Below are 23,257 nucleotides of genomic sequence, written 5' to 3' on the forward strand. Positions count from 1 at the left end.
GGGCGCATGCGGAGGGCGGCTGCATTGCCGAGCGGCTCGCGAACACATCGAGGTGCAGCGGCCCGCGTCCATCGGGCAGGCCACGTCTGCTGACTCCGCCTTGGCCGCCGCCGCGCCCATGCTGCAGGCAGTGATCGCGTGAGCCGCCCTGCCCCGTCATGGTTCTTGCTCGCTTTCGGCTTCGGCGGCGAAGGCGTGCGCTTCGTCGAAGCCGGCGTGCAGGGTGCCGTGTTCGACCGCGCCGAAGATGTCGAAGCTGGTCTGCGCGAAGTCGCGCAGCAGGGCCGGGTCGGTGAAGGGGTCGCGGCCGCGCAGGGCGAGCTGGTAGGCCTCGCCGTTGCCTTCGCCCCAGCTGCGCTCGCTGCCGCGCCAGCGGGCGGCGGCTGCCTTCAGCGCCTTGTCGGGGTCCTCGGCGTTGAAGTATTCCCAGCCGCTGTAGGGGCCGAACGGCAGCGGCGCCTGCAGGCCGCGGGCGCGCACCTCGAGCAGGCGCTGCAGGGCGGCGCGGGCCTGGTCCGGGGCGAGCGGCGCGCGCACGAACGGCCCGACGCCGGGCAGGTCGCGGCTGCCCGGGTCGAAGAAGCGCACCAGCGGCAGCGCCAGCCCGGCCGCACTGGCGAGCAACCAGTCCAGCCCCTGGCGAATCGCGGCCGGTCCGTTCATCGCGCCCAGGCGCACATGGGCCAGGCCGTGCTCGTAGACGCCCTCGAGGCGGCCCTGCAAGCGCAGCGCATCGAGCTCGACCTCCACCCGTACGCTGCCGCGCGGCGCGGCGCCGCGCCAGGCGATGAAGGCCTCGGCATACGGCTGCAGCCGCGCGACCAGCGCCGTCAGCTGCTGGCGCCCCAGCGGCCCGGACGGCAGCAGCGCGCGCGCGCGCAGCGTCTCGTACAGGGCCTCGTCCTTGCCTTCGAGCAGCGCGTCGAACACCTGCTGCTGCAACAGCGCCTTCTCCAGCCCGGCGGCGGGCGCGAGCAGCGGCTCGACGTCCTGGCCGACGTCGTGGTCCTCGGCCAGGCGCAGGCCCAGGCGCTGGCGCAGGAACTGCTCGGCCGGCGCGGTGAGGAAGCGGCGCAGCGCTTCGAGCGGCAGCACGCTGTCCGGCTCGCCGCCCGACGCGGGCAGCCCAGCCTGGTACCACGGCGCCAGCGCGGTGCGCGCGCCGCCGATGCGGGCCGAGGCCGGCTGCCACTGCGTGCGGTAGCTGAAGCGGCGCGGATCGCCGTTCGCGCCGAACGCGGCCGGCGCGAACGGCTGCAGCGCATGGCGCACCGTCAGCCCCTTGACCGCCGCGACCGGGTCGGCGTGGTAGCGCGCGGCCTCGGCGATCAGCTCGCTGACCAGCGCCGAGGGCTCGCGCACGCTGCCATCGCGCGCGTCGGCGCCCAGGTAGCTGACGTAGAACACGTCCTGCGCGGCGGCGAACAGCTGCAGGAACAGGAAGCGATCGTCCTCGCGCGTGGAGCGATCGCCGTGACGGCGCCGCTCGCTGCCGAGTTCGGCGGTGAGGCGGTTGAGGCCGGCGGCCGGGTCGCGGCGCGGGAACTCGCCATCGTTCATGCCCAGCAGGCAGATCACGCGGAACGGCAGCAGCCGCATCGGCACCATGCGCCCGATGCTCACGCCGCCGGTCAGCAGCGGCGCGCGCGTGTCGGCCTGGCCCAGCACCGCGGCGAAGTGCGCGCGCACCACCTCGGCCGGCACGGCGGAGGCGAAGCCGGCGCGCGCGGCGTCCTGGGCGAAGGCATCGATCAGCGTGCGCAGACGATCCAGCGCGCGCTGGGTGTTGGCCGCCGCCGGTGGCTGCGGCAGCAGGGCGTCGAGCAGGGCGAGCAGGCGCTCGCGCCACTGGGTGGGCGAGAGCGCCTCGTCCAGGCTGCGCTGGGTGCGGGCCAGCACCCGCAGCAGGCGCAGCAGCGCATCGAGCGCGTCCAGCGCGCCGCCTTCCAGCGCCGGATAGGGTGCGACGCCGGCGATCTCGTCGCTGCTGCCGCTGGCATGGCCCAGCAGCAGCCGGTCCAGCGCGAAGGCCCAGGTGTAGGCGTCGTCGGCCGGCGCGCCGTGGCGCGCGCGATGCGCCGCGTCCACGCCCCAGCGCGCACCGGCGGCGGCCAGCCAGCCGTGCAGGCGTTCGAACGCGGCCGCGTCCAGCCCGGCCGCGTCGGCCAGCGGCGGGCTGGCGAGCAGGTCCAGGATCTCGTGCAGGCCGAAGCGCGAGACCGGCAGGTCCAGCAGGCGCACGAACACCTCGGCCAGCGGCTCGCCGGCCAGCGGGCTGGTGTCGGCCAGCGCATAGGGAATGCGCGCGCCGGCCGTGTCGCCGCCGAACACGGCTTCCAGGTACGGCAGATAGGGATCGATGTCCGGTGCCAGCACCGCGATCTGGCGCGGCTGCAGCGGGGGGATCGAAGCGCTTGTCTTCCAGCAGGCCGCGCAGCTGATCGTGCAGCACCTGCAGCTCGCGCAGGCGGGTGTGGCAGGCGTGCACCTGCAGGCTGGGATCGGTCGGGTCCAGCCTGGTGAGCGGCGCGGGCTCGGGCGGGGCGGCGCGGCGCAGCAGGTCGTGCTGCAGCCGGCGCAGCAAGGTGTCGCCCAGGCCGCCCTCGGCCAGGGTGCGCTGGCCGGTGTCGAGCGGATCGGCGTAGACCTCGATCTCCGCGCTCGGGTGCACCACTTCGTAGCTGCCCAGCATCGCCATGAAGTCGCGCCCGGCCGCACCCCAGGCCTGCAGCAGGCGGTTGTCGCCGGCGGTGCCTTCGAACAGGTCCGCATCCGCCGGGGCCGCCGCGCGCGCGCGTGGACCCAGCGCCTGCAGATCGCCCCAGTAGCCCTGCGCGGGCGTGGGCAGGTAGAAGTGCAGCGTGCCCACGCGCGCCTGCGTGGCCAGCACGCGCAGCACGTCGGGCGAGACATTGAGCGTGGCGAAGGCGAACACGCGCCGCGGCAGGCCCTGCGGCAGCGCGCCGGGTTCGAACCGGTCCAGGTACTCCTGGATGCGCCGCGCGCGGTGCGTGGTGCCGGCGGCGACGTGGCGCCACAGCAGGGCCTGCGGATCGCGCGGATCGGCGCCGGCTTCCCAGCGCAGCAGCCAGTCGCGGCGCCAGGCCTGGTACTTCTCGAACACGCCGGCCAGTTCGCCGGCCAGCGCCCACGGCTTGAGTGCGTCGTCGCCGCGCAGATAGCCGGCCAGCTGCGCCAGCGCCGGGTTGGCCAGCAGCGTCGGGTCGGTCAGCGCCGCGTAAAGGCGCCAGTGCAGCGTGGCCGCGTCGAGTTCATCGCGGGCCGCGTCCGCTGCCTGGCCCGGCGCGGGATTGGCCGCCAGCGCGCGGGCGACGAATTCGCCCGGGGTGAGGAACTCCAGGTTGGCCGCCACGCCGTGCTCGGCCGCCAGCGTGGCCTGCAGCCAACGCCGCATCGCCACCTGCGGGATCAGGATCACCTCGGGCGTGAGGATCGACTGGCCGGGCACGGGCGTGCGCAGCTCGGCCGCCAGCAGCTGCGCCAGCAGGTCCAGGGCATTGGAGGGATAGAGCCGGAAGTCGGCGGGCGGCGGCGCGGGCATCGTGCGGGATTGTGCCGCAGACAGGTCGCCGGGGTTGAGATCGGGTCAGGGCTGCAGTCGCTGGCGGCAGCGGTTCTTCCCTGTTTCGGGGCGGCTTGGAACATGCCGGTGCGCAGGCGCGAACCTTGGCCCTCACAGGCTGAGCGAGCGGATCGACGATCCATCGCCGTCGCAGGAGAAGCGACGTGCGCGTTTCAGCTCCGGATTTCTGTGGAGATCGCGCGAATCGGTTGTCTCAGGATGGTCCTGAGCCTGGTCGGCTCGGTTTTGCGTGGATCGCTGAGATAGATCTCATGATGAGGACCGTTGAAGGTGACGCCATGTCCGGGCATCACCGTGTCGTGCAGCTGCTTGAGCACCGGGCCTTCGTCATCGTAGCGACCGATGTGCAGGATCTGCAGCGACCGCCCCTCGGCGTAGGGCTCGAGGCGCAGCGAGGCTGGAGGATCGCTCCTCTTGGCGAGGGTTTTGGCTACCGCATCCTCGAACATGGAGCGGGTGACGAAGTCCGGCACCATGATCATGACCGTCCATTGCCAGCGATCCTTTTCGCGGCGGACAAAGGCACCGGGATCATCCGACCACCAGAGCGCTTCCAGCGGCGGCACTACATAGTCGCGGCCCAGGCCGTTCTTCGCCGCGAACTTCATGGCATAGCTGACGCCGTAGAGCCATTCGACCGCCGTCCTGTACTCGGCCGCGGTGTTGGGGTCGCCCGATCCATCGACCTTCACATAGGTCAGGGTCGGCACCGCAATCTCGGCGAAGTCCTGCTTCGACGGATTGAAAAGGTCGCGAAACTGCTTCTTCAGATCGAGCTTGTCCATTCACGCGTCCGTCCGGATCAGCCGGCCTGCGGGCGTATGGCTGCCGCCGACATCGCCCTGGAGAAAGCGGCTTCCTGTGCCCGCACGCATCACGGGTCATCTTCCCAGGCGATGGAAGCGATCCGCCAGCCGCGGAGGGTGCGCACGAGTTGGAACAGTTTGGCGCCGCCGCCGTCGTAGGGCGCGCCCTGGTAGAGGCCGCGCTTCTCGTAGGTCGAATGGCGGCAGGCGATGTCGCGCAGCACCTGTGTGTGCGCGTGCGTCTCCCATTCGTGGAAGTCGGTAAGCGTGCCATCGGACAGCATCCGCGCCCGGGGCGCGATGAAGCTGTCGACCGTCATCGTGTCCGTTCCGCTGCCGGCTACCCGCGTGACGATGGCCTCGGGCAGGAACATGTCACGCAGCGCCTCGGCCGGAATCGCCCGGCCGCCGCGATTGTCGAACGCGCCATAGAAGGCGGCGATCAGCGCATCGATCTCCGCGTGGTCCTGCGCGTCGTCAGCGCCTGTCATGTCGTGCCAATTCGCGTTCTTTGGGAGAGACGATTGGGCGTCTCGCGGGAATTGCGTCGAAGCATAGGTGTGTCGGGGGCAGACGCGCCATGGCGACTCCAGGCGAGGGGCTTCGGATGGGCAGCGATCCGGCGGGCAATGGTCCGCTACCGCGCGGGTCAAGTCACAAGGCTTCGGTTTGCGCGGTCACTCGAGCCCCCTCCCTTGCGCGTAGCGCAGGGGAGGGCTGGGGAGGGGTTGGGGCTTTACCGGGCAAGCCACAGAAGCAAGAGCAAAAGCACCCCACCCCAACCCTCCCCTTCGCCTGCGGCGAAAGGGAGGGGGCAGATCAGGGCCAGGAGCGGGAAGTCGCGGCTAGCGACTGACACGCGAAAGAACCACCGCCACACCGCCCCTGTCACGCAGCGTTGCGACAGCGGGAACGGACCGGCGTGCAAGCATCGACGCCGACGGGCTACAATTTCTGAACTGGCCAGTCCAGTCATGGTGGCATTCAGTCCGTGCAGGCCATGCTTAACCGATTTTTCGCATTCCGCCCCTCCTCCCGCCTCGCCTGCCCACGCATGTCGCATTCCACCTCCCCTGCTGCGAAGTTCGAGGCGGTCCGCCTGGATCGCGGCGGGCGCGCGATCCTGTCCGGGCTGGACCTGGTGGTGCCCCAGGGCAGCATCACGGCCGTGCTGGGGCCGTCGGGCAGCGGCAAGTCCACGCTTTTGGCGGCGCTGACCGGCGAGCTGGTGCCGGCGGCCGGCACGGTGGAGCTGTTCGGCCAGCCGATCCCGCGCAATGCGCGCGCACTGCTGGAGCTGCGCAAGAACCTCGGCGTGCTGCTGCAGGGCAATGGCCTGCTGACCGACCTGACCGTGGCCGAGAACGTGGCGTTGCCGCTGCGCACGCATACCGCGCTGCCGGGCGAGCTGATCGACCAGCTGGTCGATCTGAAGCTCAACGCGGTCGGCCTGCGTGCCACCGGTGGGTTGTATCCGCGCGAGCTGTCCGGCGGCATGGCCCGGCGTGTGGCGCTGGCCCGCGCGCTGGCGCTGGATCCGCCGCTGATGATCTACGACGAGCCGCTGACCGGGCTGGACCCGATCGCCTCGGGCGTGATCATGTCGCTGATCGGCCGGCTCAATCATTCGCTGGGGCTGACCAGCGTCATCGTCAGCCACCACGTGCACGAGACCCTGCCGGTCTGCGACCAGGCGCTGGTGATCGCCAACGGCAAGCTGGTGTTCTCCGGCTCGCCGGCGCAGCTGGAGGCCAGCGAGGACCCGCTGGTGCTCCAGTTCCTGCGCGGCGCGCCCGATGGCCCCATCCCCTTCGACAGCGCCGCCTCGGCGCGCGCCGCATAGGACCCGTGCCGATGGCCTTTGCCGCTTCCATCCGCTCGCTGGGCGCCGCCGGGCTGTTCTCGCTCTCGGTGCTGCGCGCCTCGGTGCCCACGCGCGACTTCTGGGCCGAGCTGACCCGCGAGATCTACAAGATCGGCGCGCGTTCGCTGCCGATCATCGCGGTGGGCGGTGCGTTCGTGGGTCTGGTGCTGACCCTGCAGGGCTATCGCACGCTGACCACCTTCGGCGCCTCCGACGCGCTGTCCACGCTGCTGGGCCTGTCGCTGTACCGCGAGCTGGGCCCGGTGCTGACCGCGCTGCTGTTCATCGGCCGCGCCGGCAGTTCGATCGCCGCCGAGCTGGGCTTGATGCGCGCCACCGATCAGATCAAGGCGCTGGAGCTGATGGCGATCGATCCGGTGGCCAAGGCGGTGGCGCCGCGCTTCTGGGCGGCGGTGCTGACCGTGCCGCTGCTGACCGGCTTCTTCTGCTCGCTGGCGATCAGCGCCAGCTGGTTCGAGGCGGTCAAGGTGCTGGGCCTGGACAACGGCACGTTCTGGTCGGCGCTGCAGGGCAGCGTGGATCTCTGGGACGACTTCGGCGTGGCCCTGCTCAAGTCGGCGGTGTTCGGCGGCGTGGCGGCGCTGGTCGCGGCCTACGTGGGCTTCAACGCCGAGCCGACCATCGAGGGCACCTCGGTGGCCACCACCCGCGCGGTGGTCAACGGCTCGCTGCTGGTGCTGATGCTCAACTTCATCCTTTCCGCCCTGTTGTTTCAGTGAGAGACCTCTAATGGCCGCACGCGGACCACGACTCGAATTTGCCGTCGGCGCCTTCCTGCTGCTGGCGCTGGCCTCGCTGCTGGTGCTGGCGCTGGCCTCGACCAACCGTTCCTTCGGCTTCGGCGGAGGCGGCTACGACCTCAAGGCCCGCTTCACCAACCTGGGCCAGCTGCGCGTCCAGGCGCCGGTGAAGATCGGCGGGGTGGTGGTCGGCCAGGTCGCCAGCATCGCGCTGGATCCCAAGTCCTTCGACTCGGTGGTGACCCTGCGCATCGACGGCCAGTACAAGGGCCTGCCGGCGGACACCGCGGCCGGCATCTTCACCAGCGGCCTGCTGGGCGAGAACTATGTCGGCCTGTCGCCCGGCGGCGACCCGGACGTGCTCAAGGCCGGCGACGAGATCACCTACACCCAGCCCGCAGTGGACCTGCTGCAGCTGGTCGGCAAGTACATGTTCAGCGGCGGTGGCAAGCCGGCTGGCGACGATTCCACCGCCAGCCCGGCGCCTGCGCCGGCGGCGACCGCCCCCAAGGGAGATACCCCATGAAGCGTTCCACGATCACTCTCGCCCTGGCCGCCGTCCTGGCCGCCGCCGCACCGACCGCCGTCCTGGCGCAGGCCTCGGCCGCTTCGGCCGCCGCGCCGGCGCAGGGCTCGGCCAGCGCGGTGGTGCTGAGCCAGTCCACCCGCGTGCTGACCACGCTGGAGCAGCGCCGCGCCGAGTTCAAGGCCAACCCGGCCGCGCTGAAGGCGTTCATCAAGACCGAGTTCAACACCGCCTTCGACGGCAACTACGCCGCGCGCCTGGTGCTGGGCGTGCACGGCCGCGGTGCGTCGGACGCTGAGGTGAGCGGCTTCGCCGATGCGCTGGCCGACAACCTGACCGCGCGCTACGGCCAGTCGCTGCTGGACTTCAACTCGCGCCTGCGCGTGCGGATCAAGTCCGAGACCCCGCTGCCCAACGGCAAGGGCGTGCGCGTGTCCAGCGAGATGCTGCGCGAGAGCGGCGACCCGGTGCCGGTGGACTACCTGATGCGCAACGTCGGCGGCCAGTGGAAGATCTTCGACGTGATGATCGAAGGCATCTCCTACGTGCAGACCTTCAAGAACCAGTTCGACGGTCCGCTGCGGCAGAAGTCCATCGCCCAGGTCACCGCCGACCTGCGCGCCGGCCGCATGCAGGCCTCCGGCGACACCGGCCAGCGTTGAGCCGCCGATGAGCACCGCGACACTCCGGCGCGAGGGCACGGCCCTGGTCTTCAGCGGGGCGCTGGACCGGGCCGCCGCGCAGGCCCTGTGGCCCTCCGCGCAGCGCGCGCTGGACGGCGCGCAGCGGCTGGACGTATCGGCCGTGTCGGCGCTGGACAGCGCCGGGCTGGCGCTGCTGGTCGCGCTGGCCGCGCGCCTGCGCGCCGCGGGCAGCGGCCCGGTCACCGTGGAAGGCGCCGCGCCCGGCCTGGCCGAGCTGTGCGCTGCGTATCGCCTGACACCGGCGCTGGATTATCAGCCGGCGTGATTGCCCGGCACCGACATTGCGTCGGTCCGCCCCCAGAGGGATCTTAGGAATGAAGACCTTGCATCTGTTGTCCCCGCTGCTGACCGGCCTGCTGCTGGTCGGCTGCGCCTCCAACGCCACCAAGCCGGCGGCGCCGTCGGCCGGCGCCACCGTGCCGCCACCGCCTCCTGCCGCCGCCGCGCCCGCGGTCGAACCGCCGCCTGCAGCGCCGGCCACCCAGGCGACCGCGCCGACCACGGCCGCGCCCAGCACGGCGACGAGCGCGCCGCCGACCAGCGCCGAGAACGACTACAGCGCGATCTACGACCCGGTCGCCGATCCCACCCTGCCGCCGCCGGCCGAGGGCGCGCCGCCCAGCTACGACCCGTGGGAGAAGTGGAACCGCAAGGTCCACGCCTTCAACAACGTGGTCGATCGCAATGTCGCCAAGCCGCTGGCCACCGCCTACATCAAGGTGGTCCCGCGCCCGGTGCGCAACGGCGTGCACAACTTCTTCGACAACCTGGGCCAGCCGCTGACGGTGGTCAACAGCCTGCTGCAGGGCAAGCCGGGCGAGGCCTGGGACGCGCTGGGCCGGTTCCTGATCAACACCACCGCCGGCGTCGGCGGTGTGGTCGACGTGGCCACGCGCGATCAGGTGCCCAACACCAGCGAGGACTTCGGCCAGACCCTGGGCGTGTGGGGCTGGCGCCAGTCGCGCTACCTCGAACTGCCGCTGTTCGGGCCGCGCACCGTGCGCGACACCTTCGGCCTGATCGGCGATGCGCCGCTCTCGCCGGTGCAGCGCGTGGAGAACGACAAGGCGCGCATCTTCCTGCAGGGCCTGCAGCTGGTCGACGTGCGTACCCAGCTGATGTCGCTGGACTCGATCCGCGAAGGCGCGGTGGACGAGTACGCGCTGTTCCGCGACGGCTGGCTGCAGCGCCGCAACTACCAGATCAGCGACGAAGGCGAGCGCAGCCGCCGCAAGGGTCACGCCAACGACGACCTGCCGGCCTATCTGCGCGACGACGACGACAATCCGACCGTGCCGATGGACGCCATTCCCACCATCATGCCCAACGCGCGCTGATTCCAGGTGCGCCTCAACGAAGAAGGCCGCCCTCGCAGGCGGCCTTCTTCGTTTGCGCCAGGGCGTTGGCGATCAGGCGGCCAGCGCGGCGTCCACGGCCTCGCGCAGGCGCGCGTCGTCGGCCGCCACGTCCGGCGAGAAGCGCGCCACGACGCGGCCGTCGCGACCGATCAGGAACTTCTCGAAGTTCCACAGCACGCCCGGCGCCGGATTGACCTTGATGTCCAGGCCCTTGAGCTTCTCGCGCAGCGGGCCTTCGCCGATGGCCACCGGCTGGGCGTTGACCAGCGCCTGGTACAGCGGATGCACGCTGTTGCCGGCCACCGAGATCTTGGAGAACAGCGGGAAGGTCACGTCGTACTCGGTGCTGCAGAAGCTGGCGATCTCCGCATCGCTGCCCGGCTCCTGCTCCTTGAAGTTGTTGGCCGGGAAGCCGAGCACTTCCAGGCCGGCCGCGTGCTTGTCGCGGTACAGCGCCTCCAGGCCGGCGTACTGCGGCGTCAGGCCGCACTTGGACGCGACGTTGACCACCAGCAGCACCTTGCCGCGGTAATCGCCGAGCTTGGCCGGCTGGCCATCGATGGTGGTGAGGGGAATGTCGTACAGGCTGGTCATCGGCGCGGACTCGGGCTGGATGGGAGAACGGGCCGCTAGTCTAGGCTGGAAATGTTGACGCCAGCTTCCGCCAACCCTGCAGGCACGTGAACGCCCGTGTCGTCGTCCCGCGCGCGGGCGACCAGGCCACGCCGGTCGAGCACCGGTGCGGCGGCCAGCAACCAGTCCGGGTAGGCGCGCACGCTGACGACCAACGTGCAGGTGCCCGCCGCATCGACGCAGGGCGGGCCGTGGATGGCGCCGATGGACACGGTATGGCCGAGCAGGCCCAACTCCTCGAGCGAGCCGATGACCTCGCGCATCATCCGCTCCGTGCTGGTATTGGCACGGACGAAGCGGTAGTAGCGGCGGACCCTGGTCGTTCATCGAAGACTCCTGCGACGCACGTGGGGCGGCGGGACCTTCGTGACGGTCTGCCTGCGCGGGATCAGACACCGGCAATGCCGCAGAGCGTGACGACCCTGGCATTCAGATGCCGGGCCTCGAGCAGGGCGCACAGGCGCTGACTGACTTCGCGCACGCCGCACAGGTTCTGCGGGCCATACAAGGTGTAGGTGGGACGGTCATCGCCATAGGGCTGAAGGCGCCGGCCGACATGGACCGAGTTGACGCCGCTGGCGCGGGCCCAGAGCTCACGCAGTTCGGCCGGTCCGATGCTGTTGTTCCCGCCAAGGGTGAACGAGAACATCGCCACCTGCGACTGCGCCATGGATCCAGCTCCTGGTATGCGCCACATGCCGGTCGCACCCAGTCGCAGATCTGGAACCTACGCGCGCGGCCGTTCCGGAAACGTGAGGGGCCGCACAGATGCAGCGCTTCATGGCGGCGCGGATGCCACGCTCCGCACGATGGACGCGCACTCGCTACGAACTTTGAACAGCCTTCCAAGCCTGGGCACGCACAAAGCGTCGGTCATTCCCGCGAACGCGGGAGGTGCTTTTTGGCAGACGCATGTCTGACGATCCAACGCCTTTGCTGCTTGCGGAGGAAGTCGCTGGGTTCCCGCTTTCGCGGGAACGACGGTAGTGAGGTCTTACGCGACAGAGCCTGCGCGGCGGCACTCGAGCGCGTCTGTCGCTGCAGTCGCAGGAGCACACTGCCGCAGGTGTCGGCGAACGCACCGCCAGACACCTGGACGCGCGATCAGGCTTCCTCGTCCTCGCCGCCCGCAGCGGCGCCCTCGTCGGCGTCGCCGATCAGGTCCTCGCCCAGCAGCGCCTGCGATTGCGCGCCGACCAGCGTTTCCACGCCGCGCAGCTTGCGCTCGATGGTGCGGGTCTTGCGGCTGGCATCGCCCAGGCTCTTGCCGACGGTGTGGATTTGCTTCTCGGCCTTTTCCAGGATGCCGGCGAACTTGCCGAACTCGCCCTTCACCGCGCCCAGCAGCGCCCACACCTCGCTGGAGCGCTGCTCGATGGCCAGGGTGCGGAAGCCCATCTGCAGGCTGTTGAGCAGCGCGGTCACCGTGGTCGGGCCGGCGATCACCACGCGATGCTCGCGCTGCAGCAGATCGACCAGGCCTGGGCGGCGGATCACTTCGGCGTACAGGCCTTCGGTGGGCAGGAACATCACCGCGAAATCGGTCGTGCGCGGCGGCACGATGTACTTCTCGCAGATGGAGCGGGCCTGCACGCGGATGGCGCGTTCCAGCTGCGCGCCGGTGGCGCGCACGGCCTCGGCGTCGCCGGCCTCCTGCGCGTTGAGCAGCTTCTCGTAGTCCTCGTGCGGGAACTTGGAATCCAGCGGCAGCCACACAGGCGCATCCTGCGCGCCGCGTCCGGGCAGGCGCACGGCGAAGTCGACCATCTCGTTGCCGTCCTCGCGCAGCTTGACCCCGCGCTGGTACTGCTCGGCGGTAAGGGTCTGTTCGAGGATGCTCTCCAGCTGCACCTCGCCCCAGCCGCCGCGCGACTTGACGTTGGTCAGCACGCGCTTGAGGTCGCCCACGCCGGTGGCCAGCTGCTGCATCTCGCCCAGGCCGCGCTGCACCTGCTCCAGCCGCTCGGAGACCAGCTTGAAGGACGCATCCAGGCGCTCGTTGAGCGTGCCCTGCAGCTTCTCGTCCACGGTCACGCGCATCTGCTCGAGCCTGGCGGCGTTGTCGGCCTGCAGGCGCTGCAGCTGCTGGTCGAGCGTGGCGCGCATCTCGCTGATGCGGGTCTCGTTGCGCTGGGTCAGCTCGGTCAGGCGCAGGCCGAGTTGCTCGTTGAAGCGGCCCAGCGATTCGCCGCTTTCGCTGCGTGCCTTGCGGCTGTCCTCGGCCAGCTGCTCGCGCAGCGTCGCCATGTGCGTGTCGCTGCGCGCGATCAGTTCGGCCAGCTGCTGGCCGAAGGCGACGATGCGCGCCTCCTGCTGATGGCCGAAGGCGTCCAGCTGGGTGCGCATGTCCTGCAGGCGCGCGCCGAGCAGTTCGGCGGTGCGCTGCTGGGCCTCGCTGCCCTCGGCGCGGGCCTTGCGCGCGTCCTCGCCCAGCGCCTCGCGCAGCTGGTCCAGGCGCGTGTCGGTGCGGGTGGACAGATCGGTGAGGTTGCGGGCGAACAGGTCCAGCCGCGCGTCCTGCTGGCGGGCCAGGCCGTCGAGCTGTTCGCGCAGTTCGCTGCGGCCGTTGCGCTGTTCCTCGCGCAGGGCCTGCTCGAGCGCGGCGTGCTGGCCGCGGCGCAGCAGCAGGACCAACTGCAGGAGCAGGACGAGGGCGATCAGCGCGCCCAGGATCAGGGTGTCGACTTGCATGGCGGGCAGTGTATCGGCCGCGGGTCTCAGGCATTGCGCCTGGGTGCCGGCTTCAGCGCCTGGGCAACTGCCAGATGCGGCGCGCCAGGCGGCGCGCGGCAGGCGTGTCGGCCACTTCGATGCGCACGCCGTAGGGCGCCAGGCGGCGGCCCAGTTCGACCAGCGCCGCCGCCGGCAAGGCCTGCAGGCCGATCACCAGCGGCGGCCCCTGGCGCTGTGCGAGCCCGAGCATGGGCACGGCGCGGCCGTAGGACCACAGGCCGCGCGGCGCCGACAGCCAGGCGCGCGCGACCTGCGCCAGCGCGATGCGACGCACGCCGAACAAGGTGCGGAACTGCAGCGAGCCGGCCTCGAGCGTGAGCCGCAGCCGCCACACGCCGGCGACCAGCAGCGCCGCCGGCACCAGCGCGAAGAGCGCCAGCCCGAGGCTGCCGCCGCGCAGCCCGGCCGCGCTCAGCGCCAGCAGCAGCGCCGCCAGCACGCCCGCGCCGATGCGTGCGGCCGGTGTGGCGCGGTAGTGCTGTGCGGTGTGTGGCGCTGGCGCGTCCAATGGCGACTCGCTCCCTGTGCGGGCCGCGAGTATGCCGCGCGCGCACCGCGCACGGCAGGCGCGGGCCGAAGCGCCGCGCCGGGCTTGGACGCGGCCTAGCTCAGTCGAAGCCTTCCAGCACCAGCTTGCCCTTGGCCTTGCCGCTCTCGATCAGGGCGTGGGCGCGGCGCAGGTTGGCGGCGTTGATCGTCCCGTAGTGCTCGCCGAAGGTGGTGCGCAGGGTGCCGGCGTCGATCAGCGCGGCCACGCGGGTGAGCAAGTCGTGCTGGGCCTGCATGTCCGGGGTCTGGAACACCGAGCGGGTGAACATCGATTCCCAGTGCAGCGAGATGCTCTTGGGCTTGAGCGGCATCGCATCCAGCGAGGGCAGGTCGTCGATCAGCGCCAGCTGGCCCTGCGGCGCCAGCAGCTCGATGAACTGGCTGTAGTAGCTGCCGGTGTGGGTGAGGCTGGCCACGTGCTGGACCTGTTCGATGCCCAGCGCCTGCAGCTGCGGAGCCAGCGGCTGGCTGTGGTCGATCACGTGATGCGCACCCAGTTCGCGTACCCAGGGCCCGGGTCTCAGGGCGCGAGGCGGTGCCGACCACGGTCAGCGCGGTCAGCTTGCGCGCCAGCTGCACCAGGATCGAGCCCACGCCGCCGGCCGCGCCGGTGACCAGCAGCACCTGGCCCTCGCCCTGGCCCTCGGGGATGCGCAGGCGGTCGAACAGCAGCTCCCAGGCGGTGATGGCGGTCAGCGGCAGCGCCGCGGCCTGGGCGTCGTCCAGGCTGGCCGGCTTGCGCGCGACGATGCGCTCGTCCACCAGCTGGTATTGCGCATTGCTGCCCGGGCGGTTGATCGACCCGGCGTAGTAGACGACCTCGCCCGGCTTGAACAGGGTCACCGCCTCGCCCACCGCCTCGACCGTGCCGACCGCATCCCAGCCGAGCACGCGCGGCTCGGTCACCTGTGCGCGATGGCGCACCTTGGTGTCGACCGGGTTGACCGAGACGGCGTGGACCTTGACCAGCAGGTCGCGCGGGCCCGGCACGGGCTGGGGCAGGTCGACATCGACCAGCGCGGCCGGGTCGTCGATGGGCAGGCCAGCCTGGAGATAGGCGACGGCTTTCATGGGGAAGCTCCGTGAGGTGGGGACAGGCGCCCATCTTCCTCCGCGCGTTTTGCCATGTTAACTGGCAGAATCGAGCATCACTTTCACTCCAGGAGCGCAAATGATCCGGCTCGAGGACCTGGCCCTGTTCGTGCGCACCGCGGCGCTGGGCAGCTTTTCGGCGGCCGCGCGCGAGGCTGGCCTGCTGCCCGGCCAGGCCAGCGCGGCGATCAAGCGGCTGGAGCGCGAGCTGGACCTGCGCCTGTTCGTGCGCACCACCCGCGCCCTGCGCCTGACCGCCGAGGGCGAGCAGTACCTGGAGACCGCGCGCGAGGTGCTCGACACCCTGCGCCAGGGCCGCGAACGCCTGCGCGGCGACGATGCGCCGCTGTCCGGCACCCTGCGCCTGGCCGCGCCCTCCGACCTGGGCCGCAACATCCTGCTGCCGTGGCTGGACGACTTCCACGCCGCCCACCCCAGGCTGAGCGTGCAGCTGCTGCTGTCCGATCAGGTCACCGACGTGTTCCGCGAGCCGGTGGACGCTGCGGTGCGGCAGGGGCGCTTCGACGACGCGCGTTACGTGACCCTGCCGCTGCTGCCCGACAACCGCCACGTGCTGGTCGCCTCGCCACGCTACCTCGCCCAGCGCGGGCGGCCCGAACGCCTGGAGGACCTGCGCGAGCACGAGGCGGTGCTGTACATGCTCGGCGGCCGCGCCTACGACCGCTGGAACTTCGAGGTGGACGGCCAGCGCCAGGTGGTGCAGGTGCGCGGCCAGCTGCTCAGCAACAATGCCGATGTGACCCGGCAGTGGGCGCTGGCCGGGCACGGCATCGCCTACAAGTCGTGGCTGGACGTGCACCGCGACATCGCCGCCGGCCGGCTGGAGTGGCTGCTGCCGCAGTTCGGCGAACCTTTCCCGATCCTGCTGGTGTGCCCGCACCGGCGCCAGTTCTCGCCCGCCGTGCGCCAACTGCACGCGCTGCTGGCGCAGCGCCTGCAGGCGCTGGCCGGAACGGATCGATTGCAACCTTAGGGGGTTGAAGAAGCGCTCCGTGGGAGCCGGCGCGCCGTCGATGAGGCCTCGCCGTTCAATTCCCTCGCCGCCATCGGCCCAAAGCGCCCCCACCTGTAGAGCGGAGCTTGCTCCGCTGGGGCCTTCCCGACGGACCGAACGAAGAGCAGCGGAGCAAGGTCCGCTCTACAAGGTCGGCGCGAGCCGATTGGAAGAGACAGCTGCTCCCGCAGATCACCCCCGGCTGGCGGTCAGGTCACGCAGGTGATCATCGCGAAGAAGGCGGTGGCCTCGCCGTCGATGGTGGCGCTGAAGCCGCCGGCCGGGGCGTCCAGGCCGCAGCTGTCCTGGCGGATGCGCAGCGTGGCCGCCAGCGCGTTGGACTGCGCCGACCACACCGCCACGCGGCCGGCCTCGATCAGCGGGATCGCCACGTAGCCGGCATCGTGCAGCGGCGCCAGCGACACCGGCTGGCAGCCCTGCGCATCGACCTGCTGGTTCTTGGCAGCGGCCAGCACCGCCTTGGCGCGCTTGGCCATGATCCGCACCATGCGCGCATCCAGCGGCAGGCCGTCGCTGCGCTCCTCGGCCAGCGCCTGCAAGGTGTCGGCCGAGACCAGCAGATGGCTGCCGTGCGGCGCGTCCTGATACAGGGCCAGGCAGTGGGCCGGCACCTGCGTCTGCACGGTGACGGCGCGCGCGGTCGGCGCGGTGGCCGCGGCGGCGGCCAGGAGGGTGGACAGCAGGGGGGCGAGCATGGCGGGCGACGCGGTCCTTCGGCACGGCGGCCTTGGAGGCCGACCCGTGCACTGTAAACGCGTCGGTCAGTGCGAGGGCTGCGGCAGCTGCGCGGGTTCGCGCCCGGCGCGGCCAGGCTTGTCGACGCGGGCCAGCGACTGGGCCGGGGTGACCCGCGGCAGGCGCAGGCCGATGGCGACCTCGCCCCCGCGCGACTGCGCGAACACGCTGCCGCCGTGCAGCTGGGCCACCGCCTTGACGATGGCCAGGCCCAGGCCGTGGCTCTGGTCGCTGCCGGTGCGCGAGGGATCGGCGCGATAGAAGCGGTCGAACAGGTGCGCCAGCTTCTCCGGCGGGATCGGCGCGGCCTGGTTGCGCACCGTCACCGTCACCGCGTCCGGCCCCTCGGCGATGTCCACGTCCACCGCGCTGCCGGCCGCGCCATGGCGCAGCGCGTTGTCCAGCAGGTTGGTGATGGCGCGCGCATACAGCGACTGCTCCACGCAGGCGCGCGCATCGCCCCGGATGCGCAGCTCCAGGCCGGCGTCCTCCATCAGCATTTCCATGAACTCGGCCGCGTGCGTGGTGGCCTCGTTGAGCGACACCTCGACCAGGTCGCGCGCAGTCTCGCCGCGGTCGGCGCGGGCCAGGAACAGCATCGAGTTGACGATGTTGCGCAGGCGCTCGAGCTCCTCCAGGTTGGACTGCAGCGTGGCCTCCATCTCCTCGGTCGTGCGGGCGCGCGAGAGGGTCACCTGGGTCTCGCCGATCAGGTTGCCCAGCGGCGTGCGCAGTTCGTGGGCCACATCGGCGTTGAAGGCATTGAGCTGCTCGTAGGCGCGCTGCAGCCGGGTCAGGGCCTCGTTAAGCGAGACCACCAGGCCGTCGAGCTCGGTCGGCAGATCGTTGGCGGGCAGGCGCAGGGTGACGTCGCGCACGTCGAGGCGGCGGGCGTGTTCGCTCAGCCGGTCCACCGGCGCCAGGCCGCGCCGGGCGATCCACCAGCCCAGCCCGGACACCGCGCCGATGGCGACCACGCACAGGACGACGATGCCCACGGCCTGCAGCCACTCGGCCGCCTCCACGTCGCGCCGGCCGGCGGCGACCATCAGCTGCACCGCCGGGCGCTCGCCCATCGCTGGCAGGGCGTGGGTCAGGGTGATGTAGCGCTGGCCGTTGGGCAGCGAGGCGCTGCCGAAGCCCTCGCCATGCGCATCGAAGCTGGCTCGGTCCAGGAAGCCGTTGCCCACGCGGAAGCGTGCGTCCGCGCTGTCGGCCAGGAAGTACAGGCTGCCGTCCTCGGGCGTGAAGTCGGCCAGCTTCTCGCGGAAGTACGACCAGTGCTCGGCGTCGTTGGCGCGCTGGGCGAGGCGCTCGACCAGCATCAGCCGCGCGCTGAGCTGCTCGCGCTGGTTGCGCTGCAGCTCGTAGGACTGGAACAGGAACAGCGAGACGGCCAGCACCGCCAGCACCACCGTGGCCGCCAGCCCGAACATCAGGGCCAGCCGCGCCGCGATGGAGCGGGTGGTCATGCCACTTCGCCCTCGCGCTGCTCCAGCACGTAGCCCATGCCGCGCACGGTGTGCAGCAGCTTGGTCTCGCCCGGATACTCCAGCTTGGCGCGCAGGCGCTTGATCGCCACTTCCACCACGTTGGTGTTGGTGTCGAAGTTGATGTCCCACACCGTCTCGGTGATCACGGTCTTGGACAGGATCTGCGAGCGGCGGCGCGCCAGCGCGGCCAGCAGCGCGAACTCCTTGGCCGACAGGTTCAGGCGGCGGCCGCGGCGGGTGGCGCGGCGGGCGAGCAGATCGATGTGCAGGTCGCCGACCTGGATCTGGGTGGACTCGTGGGCGCGGCCGCGGCGGGTGATGGCCTGCACGCGGGCGAGCAGCTCGAGAAAGGAGAACGGCTTGATCAGGTAGTCGTCGGCGCCCGCGCCCAGGCCGCGCAGGCGGTCGTCGACCTGGTCGCGCGCGGTGAGCATGATCACCGGCGTGTCGCGCTGGGCGCGCAGGGACTGCATCACCTGCAGCCCGTCCATGCCCGGCAGCATCACGTCCAGCACGATGGCGTCGTAGTCGCCGGTCAGGGCCAGGTGCAGGCCGTCCACGCCGTTGGCGGCGTGATCGACGCTGTAGCCCTGCTCGCCCAGGCCCCGGGTCAGGTAGCCGGCGGTCTTGGGCTCGTCCTCGATGATCAGCAGTTTCATGGCGTCGTGGTAGGTGGCGGGAGCGATGCTCATGCGGCGGTCCTGTCGAAAGGTACGGACCCAGTGTGTCCACCGGGTCCCAACGCCTTCCTGACAGCACGCTGACGATTCTGTCAGCGATTCAAGCAGTGTTGCATGAACCGCGCTGCCGCCTGTAGAGCGGAGCTTGCTCCGCTGAAGCTTTCCCAACGATCCGGCGATGTAGAGCGGAGCTCGCTCCGCTGAAGCTTTCCCAACGATCCGGCCGAAGTGCAGCGGAGCAAGCTCCGCTCTACAGCTCGTAGCGGAAGCCGAGCAGGTACTGGCGGCCGTACTTGGTGTACTCCTCGGGGAAGAACAACCCGGTGCCGGTGCTCTCGCTGACCTCGGTGCGGAACGGCTCGTCGGTCAGGTTGTTGACCTGCCCGATCAGGGTCAGGCCCTCCAGCGCGCTGCCCTTGGGGAAGGCGTAGCTGAGCTGGAAGTCCAGCGTGCGCTCGCTGAGCGTGTTGCGGTACTGGCGCTGGCCGAACAGGGCGCTGTACTCGCCGCGGTAGCCGTCGCGATAGCGCTGGCTCAGGCGCGCCGAGAAGCCGTGCTGCTCGTAGTACACCGTGGCGTTGGCCACGATCTTGGACAGGCCCGGGATGGTGTCGGTGCCGGGGGTGTTGTCGTTGGGGTCCGGATCGATCGAGGAGGCGGTGTAGCTGATGTTGAGCTGGGTGCCGAAGCCGGACAGCGCATCGCTGATCAGGCCACCCGACAGCGCGGTGGACAGCTCGGCGCCGCGCATGTAGCCGCCCTTGCCGTTGGCCCAGGTGTTGAAGTTGCCGATGTTGGAGATCGGCTGGGTGCCATCCGGATCGGGCGTGTAGCCGCTGAAGTCCCAGGTCAGGTTCTGCCGGTAGATGTAGGTCTGCAGGTTCTTGCGGAACAGCGCCAGGCCCACGTAACTGCCTTCTCCGAAGTACTTCTCGAAGGACAGGTCGAAGGCCATCGCCCGGTACGGCTCCAGCCGCGGGTTGCCGCCGCTGCCCGACCAACGGCCGGCCTCGGCGCCGCTGTCGATCACGGCGGCGCCGGCATCGGCGCTGAGGTAGTTGATCGGCGGGCGCATCATCACCTTGGCCGCCGAGGCGCGGATCAGCCAGCCTTCGCCGAAGTCGAAGATCAGGTTCACGCTGGGCAGGAAGTCGCTGTACTGCGTGCCCAGCGTCAGCGGCGTGATCTGCGAGGTGTTGGAGGCGTTGAAGCCGGTGGAGGACTGGTCGGTGGTGATGTACTGCATGCCCGCGTTGCCGCGCACGCGGATGCGGTCGGTCAGGTCCATGTCGAGGTTGGCGCGCACGTAGTAGGTGTTGACCTTTTCCTCGACGGTGAAGTCCTTGCGCTGGTCGTCGTTGGATTCGCTCAGCACCACGTCGTAGTAGCGGTCCATCAGCGCCCAAGGATTGAACGCCATGACATCGCCCATGCCGGTGAAGTCCAGCGACACCGGCGCGCCCAGCAGCGAAGGATCGACCCGCTGCGGCACCTCGCCCGGCAGGAAGGCGAAGTACACCTCGGCCGACTTCTCCTTGGTGCGCTTGTTGAGGTTGACGCCGACATCGACGCTGCGCACCACGGCGTTGTCCAGCTCGTGGTTGAAGTTGAAGCGTCCGGCCTTGATGGTGTCCTTCTGCCGCGAGTTCTCCAGGCGCCCGTCGTGGTTGTAGTGCTGCGGATCCCACAGATAGACCGCGTTGGGATCGGCCATGTCCGGCAGGGCGAACTGCGAATAGCCCGGCGAGGTCTTCAGGTCGAAGTCGATCGACTGGCCGTCCAGGCGCCCGGCATACAGCTCCAGCGCGGACTGGTCGCGCTTGGCGCGCGAATAGCTCAGGTCGGCGGTGAGCGTGCTGGCCTGGCCGAGCTTGAAGACGTTGTTCCAGCCGACCGAGAACAGCTTGTCCTGGCGCCGGTTGCTGTCGTTGCGCACCAGCGGCTGCACGTTGTTCAAGGTGCCGCTGGTCACCACCGGACGGCCCTCCTTGTCGGTGGTGGCGGCGTTGGAGAAGCTCACGCCCTGCCCGTTCTCGCCGACGAACCACGGGTCGTTGTTCCACATCGTCCCGTGCATCACCTCGTCCTGGTCGAACTTGGAGTAGTACAGGTCCAGGATCGAGTGGAAGCGGTCGTTGGGCTTGAACTCGAACACGCCCATCACGCCATCGCGCTGCAGGTCGCGCGACTTGATCCAGCCCTCGGCGCCTTCCAGCGTGATCGCGTTGGCCGGGCGCCCGGCCTGCGGCGGATCGCCCCAGTCCACGCCGTCCAGGTCCGCCCACCACCACGACTTGTAGTGCTGCTCCTGGAAGGGCGAGTTGAGCCGCGCCACCCCCAGGGCCACGCCGATGGTGTCGCCCGCGAACTGGTCCACATACGAGGCGCTGGCGCGATAGCCGCGCTCCTTGCCATCGTCGCTGAGCTTGCCCAGCGAGTTGTACTCGCCCTGCCCGCCGAACACGATGCGGCGCTCGGACAGATCCAGCGGGCGGATGGTCTGCAGGTCGACCGTGCCGGACAGGCCCTGGCCGATCAGCGCCGCGTCCGGGGTCTTGTAGACGGTGACCGCGTTGATCAGCTCGGACGGGTACTGGTCGAATTCCACGCCGCGGCTGTCGCCGGTGCTGACCTGTTCGCGCCCGTTGAGCAGGGTGCCGGCGAACTGCTCGGACATGCCGCGGATGTTGATCACCTGGGCGCGGCCGTCCACGCGCTGCGTGGCCAGGCCGGGCAGGCGCGAGAGCGAATCGGCGATGGACACATCGGGCAGCTTGCCCAGGTCCTCGGCCGAGATGGTCTCCACGATCGAGGTCGCTTCGGCCTTCTTCTCCACCGCATTGGCGATGGCCGCGCGGATGCCGGTGACCTTGACGCTGTCCAGGGTCTTGGCGTCCTGCGTCTGGCTTGCAGGGGCCGGATCGGTCTGCTGGGCCTGCGCCTGCAGCGCCAGCAGCGCCAGGCAACAGGCGCTGGCCAGACGGCGAACGACGGGCATGCGACGGGCGGAGGCGCACGGCCCCCGTGATGGAGTGGACGTCATCTTCATTGCCCTCCCAGGCGTCTGACAGGCGCCGTGATACGGCCATCTGCCAAAGCGTGTCAATCGATTGCACGCCTTGAAGCAATCGATTGCACGCGCGCCACGCCAGAGCGCCGCCGACACACGCCGCGCGATGCGGATCTTGCGCGGCGCAGCATGTCATTGGCGCAGGCTTGAGGCAGGTTGTGGGGCCGTCGATGAGGCCGCGCGGCATGAACCGGCAGTCGTTTCGCACAGGCCTGCCCGGCCTGTTCCTCGCCTTCGCCCTGTCCGCCACTGCCTCGGAGCCGCCGCAGGTACAGGCGTGGCTGACCACCCACGATCATCGCCAGGCGCTGGCGCCGATGGCGCCCATCGCGCTGGACGCGCCGGTGGCGCTGCCGATCGCGATCGAGGTCCACGCCGATGCGCCGCGTCAGGCGATGGTCGGCTTCGGCGCCTCGATCACCGATGCCTCCGCGCAGGTGCTGCAGCAGCTGACGGCGCCCGCGCGCGAGGCCCTGCTGCGCGAGCTGTTCGGCCACCAGGACGGCGGGCTGGGCCTGGGCTTCACCCGCCTGACCATCGGCGCCTCGGATTTCTCGCGCCATCACTATTCGCTGGACGACACGCCGGGCGATGCGCCCGATCCGCAGCTGGCGCACTTCTCCATCGCGCCCAATCTGGGCGACGTGGTGCCGGTAACGCGCGCGGCGCTGGCGATCAATCCGCAGCTCAAGGTCATGGCCTCGCCGTGGAGCGCGCCGGCATGGATGAAGTCCAACCGCAGCCTGGTGCGCGGCACGCTCGACCCGGCGGCCTATGACGCGTTCGCCCGCTATCTGCTGCGTTATGTCGACGCCTACGCGCGGCAGGGCATCCCGATCTGGGCGCTGACCGTGCAGAACGAGCCGGATTTCGAGCCCAAGGACTATCCCGGCATGCGCCTCAACGCGCCGGCGCGGGCGCGCTTCATCGGCGAGCACCTCGGCCCGCTGCTGGCGGCGCGCGGCCGGGCGGCGCCGCTGCTGTTCGACTGGGACCACAACTGGGACAAGCCCGAGGAACCGCTGGCCGTGCTGCGCGATGCCAAGGCCAACCGCTACATCGCCGCGGTGGCCTGGCATTGCTATGGCGGCACGCCCGACACGCAGTCCAGGGTGCAGCAGGCCTTCCCCGACAAGGACGTCTACCTGACCGAGTGTTCGGGCGGCGACTGGGAACCGCTGCGCAGCGGCGGCCTGACCCTGCAGGCGCGCCGCCTGATCATCGAATCGGTGCGCCACGGCGCGCGCGGCGTGCTGTTCTGGAACCTGGTGCTGGACCAGGACGGCGGCCCGCACGCCGGCGGCTGCGACACCTGCCGCGGCGTGGTCGACGTCGACACCCGCAGCGGCGCGGTCGCCCGCACCGACGAGTACTACGCGCTGGCCCATGCCAGCCGCTTCGTGCGGCCCGGCGCGCGGCGCGTGGAGTCCAGCGGCGAGGTGGACGGCGTGGACAATGTGGCCTTCGTCAACGCCGACGGTGGGCGCGTGCTGGTGGTCACCAACAGTGCGCAGGCGCCGCGCACGTTCTCGGTGCGCGAGGGCGCGGTCGGCTTCCACGCCACCCTGCCCGCGCGCACGCTGGCGACCTTCACCTGGGCGCCGGCGCGCTAG

Annotated in this window: 19 protein-coding genes and 2 pseudogenes; 8 read left to right on the plus strand and 13 right to left on the minus strand. The window is 70.6% G+C overall.

The features are described 5' to 3' along the window. Positions 1-156: 156 nt before the first annotated feature. From recC to ACFJIT_RS16005, 3 genes and pseudogenes are all read right to left on the minus strand, one after another. Positions 157-3,562: pseudogene (recC, locus tag ACFJIT_RS15995) on the minus strand (exodeoxyribonuclease V subunit gamma). A gap of 194 nt (positions 3,563-3,756) precedes the next feature. Beyond that, entirely contained in the window at positions 3,757-4,389 is a 633-nt protein-coding gene (locus ACFJIT_RS16000; protein WP_379654236.1) for a GyrI-like domain-containing protein, read from the minus strand. Between the two features lie 89 nt (positions 4,390-4,478). Continuing rightward, positions 4,479-4,901, minus strand: a complete 423-nt coding sequence (locus ACFJIT_RS16005) for a hypothetical protein (RefSeq protein ID WP_379654237.1) — start codon at positions 4,899-4,901, stop codon at positions 4,479-4,481. Positions 4,902-5,464: 563 nt separating this feature from the next. Here ACFJIT_RS16005 and ACFJIT_RS16010 point away from each other — a divergent pair. From ACFJIT_RS16010 to ACFJIT_RS16035, 6 genes are read left to right on the plus strand one after another with little or no spacing between them, the layout of a single operon-like run. Further along, entirely contained in the window at positions 5,465-6,253 is a 789-nt protein-coding gene (locus ACFJIT_RS16010) for an ABC transporter ATP-binding protein (protein WP_379654238.1), read from the plus strand. Between the two features lie 11 nt (positions 6,254-6,264). Further along, on the plus strand, positions 6,265-7,014 hold the full coding sequence (locus ACFJIT_RS16015) for an MlaE family lipid ABC transporter permease subunit (protein ID WP_379654239.1): 750 nt from the start codon (positions 6,265-6,267) through the stop codon (positions 7,012-7,014). 10 nt (positions 7,015-7,024) lie between these two features. After that, positions 7,025-7,561 (plus strand): outer membrane lipid asymmetry maintenance protein MlaD, encoded by a 537-nt coding sequence (gene mlaD, locus ACFJIT_RS16020; protein ID WP_130520535.1) that lies wholly within the window; start codon positions 7,025-7,027, stop codon positions 7,559-7,561. Continuing rightward, positions 7,558-8,223 carry a phospholipid-binding protein MlaC gene (locus ACFJIT_RS16025; RefSeq protein ID WP_130520533.1) on the plus strand — a complete coding sequence of 222 codons (666 nt, stop codon included), beginning with the start codon at positions 7,558-7,560 and terminating at the stop codon, positions 8,221-8,223. Before mlaD ends, ACFJIT_RS16025 begins: the two co-directional genes overlap by 4 nt. 7 nt (positions 8,224-8,230) lie before the next feature. Then, positions 8,231-8,530, plus strand: coding sequence for an STAS domain-containing protein (locus ACFJIT_RS16030; protein ID WP_130520532.1), 300 nt, complete (start codon positions 8,231-8,233; stop codon positions 8,528-8,530). A 49-nt stretch (positions 8,531-8,579) separates the two neighbouring features. After that, the gene (locus ACFJIT_RS16035) at positions 8,580-9,602 is read left to right on the plus strand and encodes a VacJ family lipoprotein (RefSeq protein ID WP_379654240.1); all 1,023 of its coding nucleotides are present in this window, start codon (positions 8,580-8,582) and stop codon (positions 9,600-9,602) included. 72 nt (positions 9,603-9,674) lie between these two features. Here ACFJIT_RS16035 and ACFJIT_RS16040 read toward each other — a convergent pair whose 3' ends face one another. The 6 genes and pseudogenes from ACFJIT_RS16040 to ACFJIT_RS16065 all read right to left on the minus strand — a co-directional run bounded on the left by ACFJIT_RS16040 (position 9,675) and on the right by ACFJIT_RS16065 (position 14,609). Next, positions 9,675-10,217 carry a glutathione peroxidase gene (locus tag ACFJIT_RS16040; protein WP_130529948.1) on the minus strand — a complete coding sequence of 181 codons (543 nt, stop codon included), beginning with the start codon at positions 10,215-10,217 and terminating at the stop codon, positions 9,675-9,677. A 35-nt stretch (positions 10,218-10,252) separates the two neighbouring features. Beyond that, positions 10,253-10,519 carry a hypothetical protein gene (locus tag ACFJIT_RS16045; protein ID WP_379654241.1) on the minus strand — a complete coding sequence of 89 codons (267 nt, stop codon included), beginning with the start codon at positions 10,517-10,519 and terminating at the stop codon, positions 10,253-10,255. Positions 10,520-10,644: 125 nt separating this feature from the next. Beyond that, entirely contained in the window at positions 10,645-10,926 is a 282-nt protein-coding gene (locus ACFJIT_RS16050) for a hypothetical protein (protein WP_379654242.1), read from the minus strand. A gap of 434 nt (positions 10,927-11,360) precedes the next feature. Beyond that, a complete protein-coding gene (rmuC, locus tag ACFJIT_RS16055; RefSeq protein ID WP_131660516.1) occupies positions 11,361-12,947 on the minus strand; it encodes a DNA recombination protein RmuC in 1,587 nt (528 codons plus the stop codon). Positions 12,948-12,999: 52 nt separating this feature from the next. Next, a complete protein-coding gene (locus ACFJIT_RS16060; protein ID WP_379654243.1) occupies positions 13,000-13,497 on the minus strand; it encodes a hypothetical protein in 498 nt (165 codons plus the stop codon). A gap of 100 nt (positions 13,498-13,597) precedes the next feature. Beyond that, a pseudogene (locus ACFJIT_RS16065) lies at positions 13,598-14,609 on the minus strand (zinc-binding alcohol dehydrogenase family protein). A gap of 100 nt (positions 14,610-14,709) precedes the next feature. On the opposite strand from ACFJIT_RS16065, the gene ACFJIT_RS16070 reads away from it, so the two are divergent. Beyond that, positions 14,710-15,624 carry a LysR family transcriptional regulator gene (locus tag ACFJIT_RS16070; protein WP_130524060.1) on the plus strand — a complete coding sequence of 305 codons (915 nt, stop codon included), beginning with the start codon at positions 14,710-14,712 and terminating at the stop codon, positions 15,622-15,624. Between the two features lie 230 nt (positions 15,625-15,854). Here the strand turns inward: ACFJIT_RS16070 and ACFJIT_RS16075 are convergent, their stop codons facing one another. From ACFJIT_RS16075 to ACFJIT_RS16090, 4 genes are all read right to left on the minus strand, one after another. Then, positions 15,855-16,361: a hypothetical protein gene (locus tag ACFJIT_RS16075; RefSeq protein WP_379654244.1), complete on the minus strand. Its 507-nt coding sequence runs from the start codon at positions 16,359-16,361 to the stop codon at positions 15,855-15,857. A 66-nt stretch (positions 16,362-16,427) separates the two neighbouring features. Beyond that, complete coding sequence (locus ACFJIT_RS16080; protein WP_130524062.1) at positions 16,428-17,873, minus strand: heavy metal sensor histidine kinase; 1,446 nt, start codon at positions 17,871-17,873, stop codon at positions 16,428-16,430. Beyond that, positions 17,870-18,553, minus strand: coding sequence for a heavy metal response regulator transcription factor (locus ACFJIT_RS16085; protein ID WP_130520616.1), 684 nt, complete (start codon positions 18,551-18,553; stop codon positions 17,870-17,872). The genes ACFJIT_RS16080 and ACFJIT_RS16085 overlap by 4 nt, the downstream gene beginning before the upstream one ends. 271 nt (positions 18,554-18,824) lie before the next feature. Next, a complete protein-coding gene (locus ACFJIT_RS16090) occupies positions 18,825-21,572 on the minus strand; it encodes a TonB-dependent receptor (RefSeq protein WP_379654245.1) in 2,748 nt (915 codons plus the stop codon). Positions 21,573-21,829: 257 nt separating this feature from the next. Between ACFJIT_RS16090 and ACFJIT_RS16095 the strand changes: the two genes are divergently transcribed. Next, complete coding sequence (locus ACFJIT_RS16095; protein WP_379654246.1) at positions 21,830-23,257, plus strand: glycoside hydrolase family 30 beta sandwich domain-containing protein; 1,428 nt, start codon at positions 21,830-21,832, stop codon at positions 23,255-23,257.

Origin of the sequence: Pseudoxanthomonas sp. UC19_8 (genome assembly GCF_042700505.1) — a bacterium.
GTDB classification, from domain to species: Bacteria; Pseudomonadota; Gammaproteobacteria; order Xanthomonadales; family Xanthomonadaceae; genus Pseudoxanthomonas_A; species Pseudoxanthomonas_A winnipegensis.

Excerpts from the sequence above, each read along its gene's own strand:
- ACFJIT_RS16030 (WP_130520532.1), top strand. The coding sequence starts at position 8,231 with ATGAGCACCGCGACACTCCGGCGCGAGGGCACGGCCCTGGTCTTCAGC.
- ACFJIT_RS16085 (WP_130520616.1), bottom strand. The coding sequence starts at position 18,553 with ATGAAACTGCTGATCATCGAGGACGAGCCCAAGACCGCCGGCTACCTG.
- mlaD (WP_130520535.1), top strand. The coding sequence starts at position 7,025 with ATGGCCGCACGCGGACCACGACTCGAATTTGCCGTCGGCGCCTTCCTG.
- ACFJIT_RS16005 (WP_379654237.1), bottom strand. The coding sequence starts at position 4,901 with ATGACAGGCGCTGACGACGCGCAGGACCACGCGGAGATCGATGCGCTG.
- ACFJIT_RS16015 (WP_379654239.1), top strand. The coding sequence starts at position 6,265 with ATGGCCTTTGCCGCTTCCATCCGCTCGCTGGGCGCCGCCGGGCTGTTC.
- ACFJIT_RS16045 (WP_379654241.1), bottom strand. The coding sequence starts at position 10,519 with ATGCGCGAGGTCATCGGCTCGCTCGAGGAGTTGGGCCTGCTCGGCCAT.
- ACFJIT_RS16025 (WP_130520533.1), top strand. The coding sequence starts at position 7,558 with ATGAAGCGTTCCACGATCACTCTCGCCCTGGCCGCCGTCCTGGCCGCC.
- rmuC (WP_131660516.1), bottom strand. The coding sequence starts at position 12,947 with ATGCAAGTCGACACCCTGATCCTGGGCGCGCTGATCGCCCTCGTCCTG.
- ACFJIT_RS16080 (WP_130524062.1), bottom strand. The coding sequence starts at position 17,873 with ATGACCACCCGCTCCATCGCGGCGCGGCTGGCCCTGATGTTCGGGCTG.
- ACFJIT_RS16070 (WP_130524060.1), top strand. The coding sequence starts at position 14,710 with ATGATCCGGCTCGAGGACCTGGCCCTGTTCGTGCGCACCGCGGCGCTG.
- ACFJIT_RS16010 (WP_379654238.1), top strand. The coding sequence starts at position 5,465 with ATGTCGCATTCCACCTCCCCTGCTGCGAAGTTCGAGGCGGTCCGCCTG.
- ACFJIT_RS16075 (WP_379654244.1), bottom strand. The coding sequence starts at position 16,361 with ATGCTCGCCCCCCTGCTGTCCACCCTCCTGGCCGCCGCCGCGGCCACC.
- ACFJIT_RS16000 (WP_379654236.1), bottom strand. The coding sequence starts at position 4,389 with ATGGACAAGCTCGATCTGAAGAAGCAGTTTCGCGACCTTTTCAATCCG.
- ACFJIT_RS16035 (WP_379654240.1), top strand. The coding sequence starts at position 8,580 with ATGAAGACCTTGCATCTGTTGTCCCCGCTGCTGACCGGCCTGCTGCTG.
- ACFJIT_RS16095 (WP_379654246.1), top strand. The coding sequence starts at position 21,830 with ATGAACCGGCAGTCGTTTCGCACAGGCCTGCCCGGCCTGTTCCTCGCC.
- ACFJIT_RS16040 (WP_130529948.1), bottom strand. The coding sequence starts at position 10,217 with ATGACCAGCCTGTACGACATTCCCCTCACCACCATCGATGGCCAGCCG.
- ACFJIT_RS16050 (WP_379654242.1), bottom strand. The coding sequence starts at position 10,926 with ATGGCGCAGTCGCAGGTGGCGATGTTCTCGTTCACCCTTGGCGGGAAC.
- ACFJIT_RS16090 (WP_379654245.1), bottom strand. The coding sequence starts at position 21,572 with ATGCCCGTCGTTCGCCGTCTGGCCAGCGCCTGTTGCCTGGCGCTGCTG.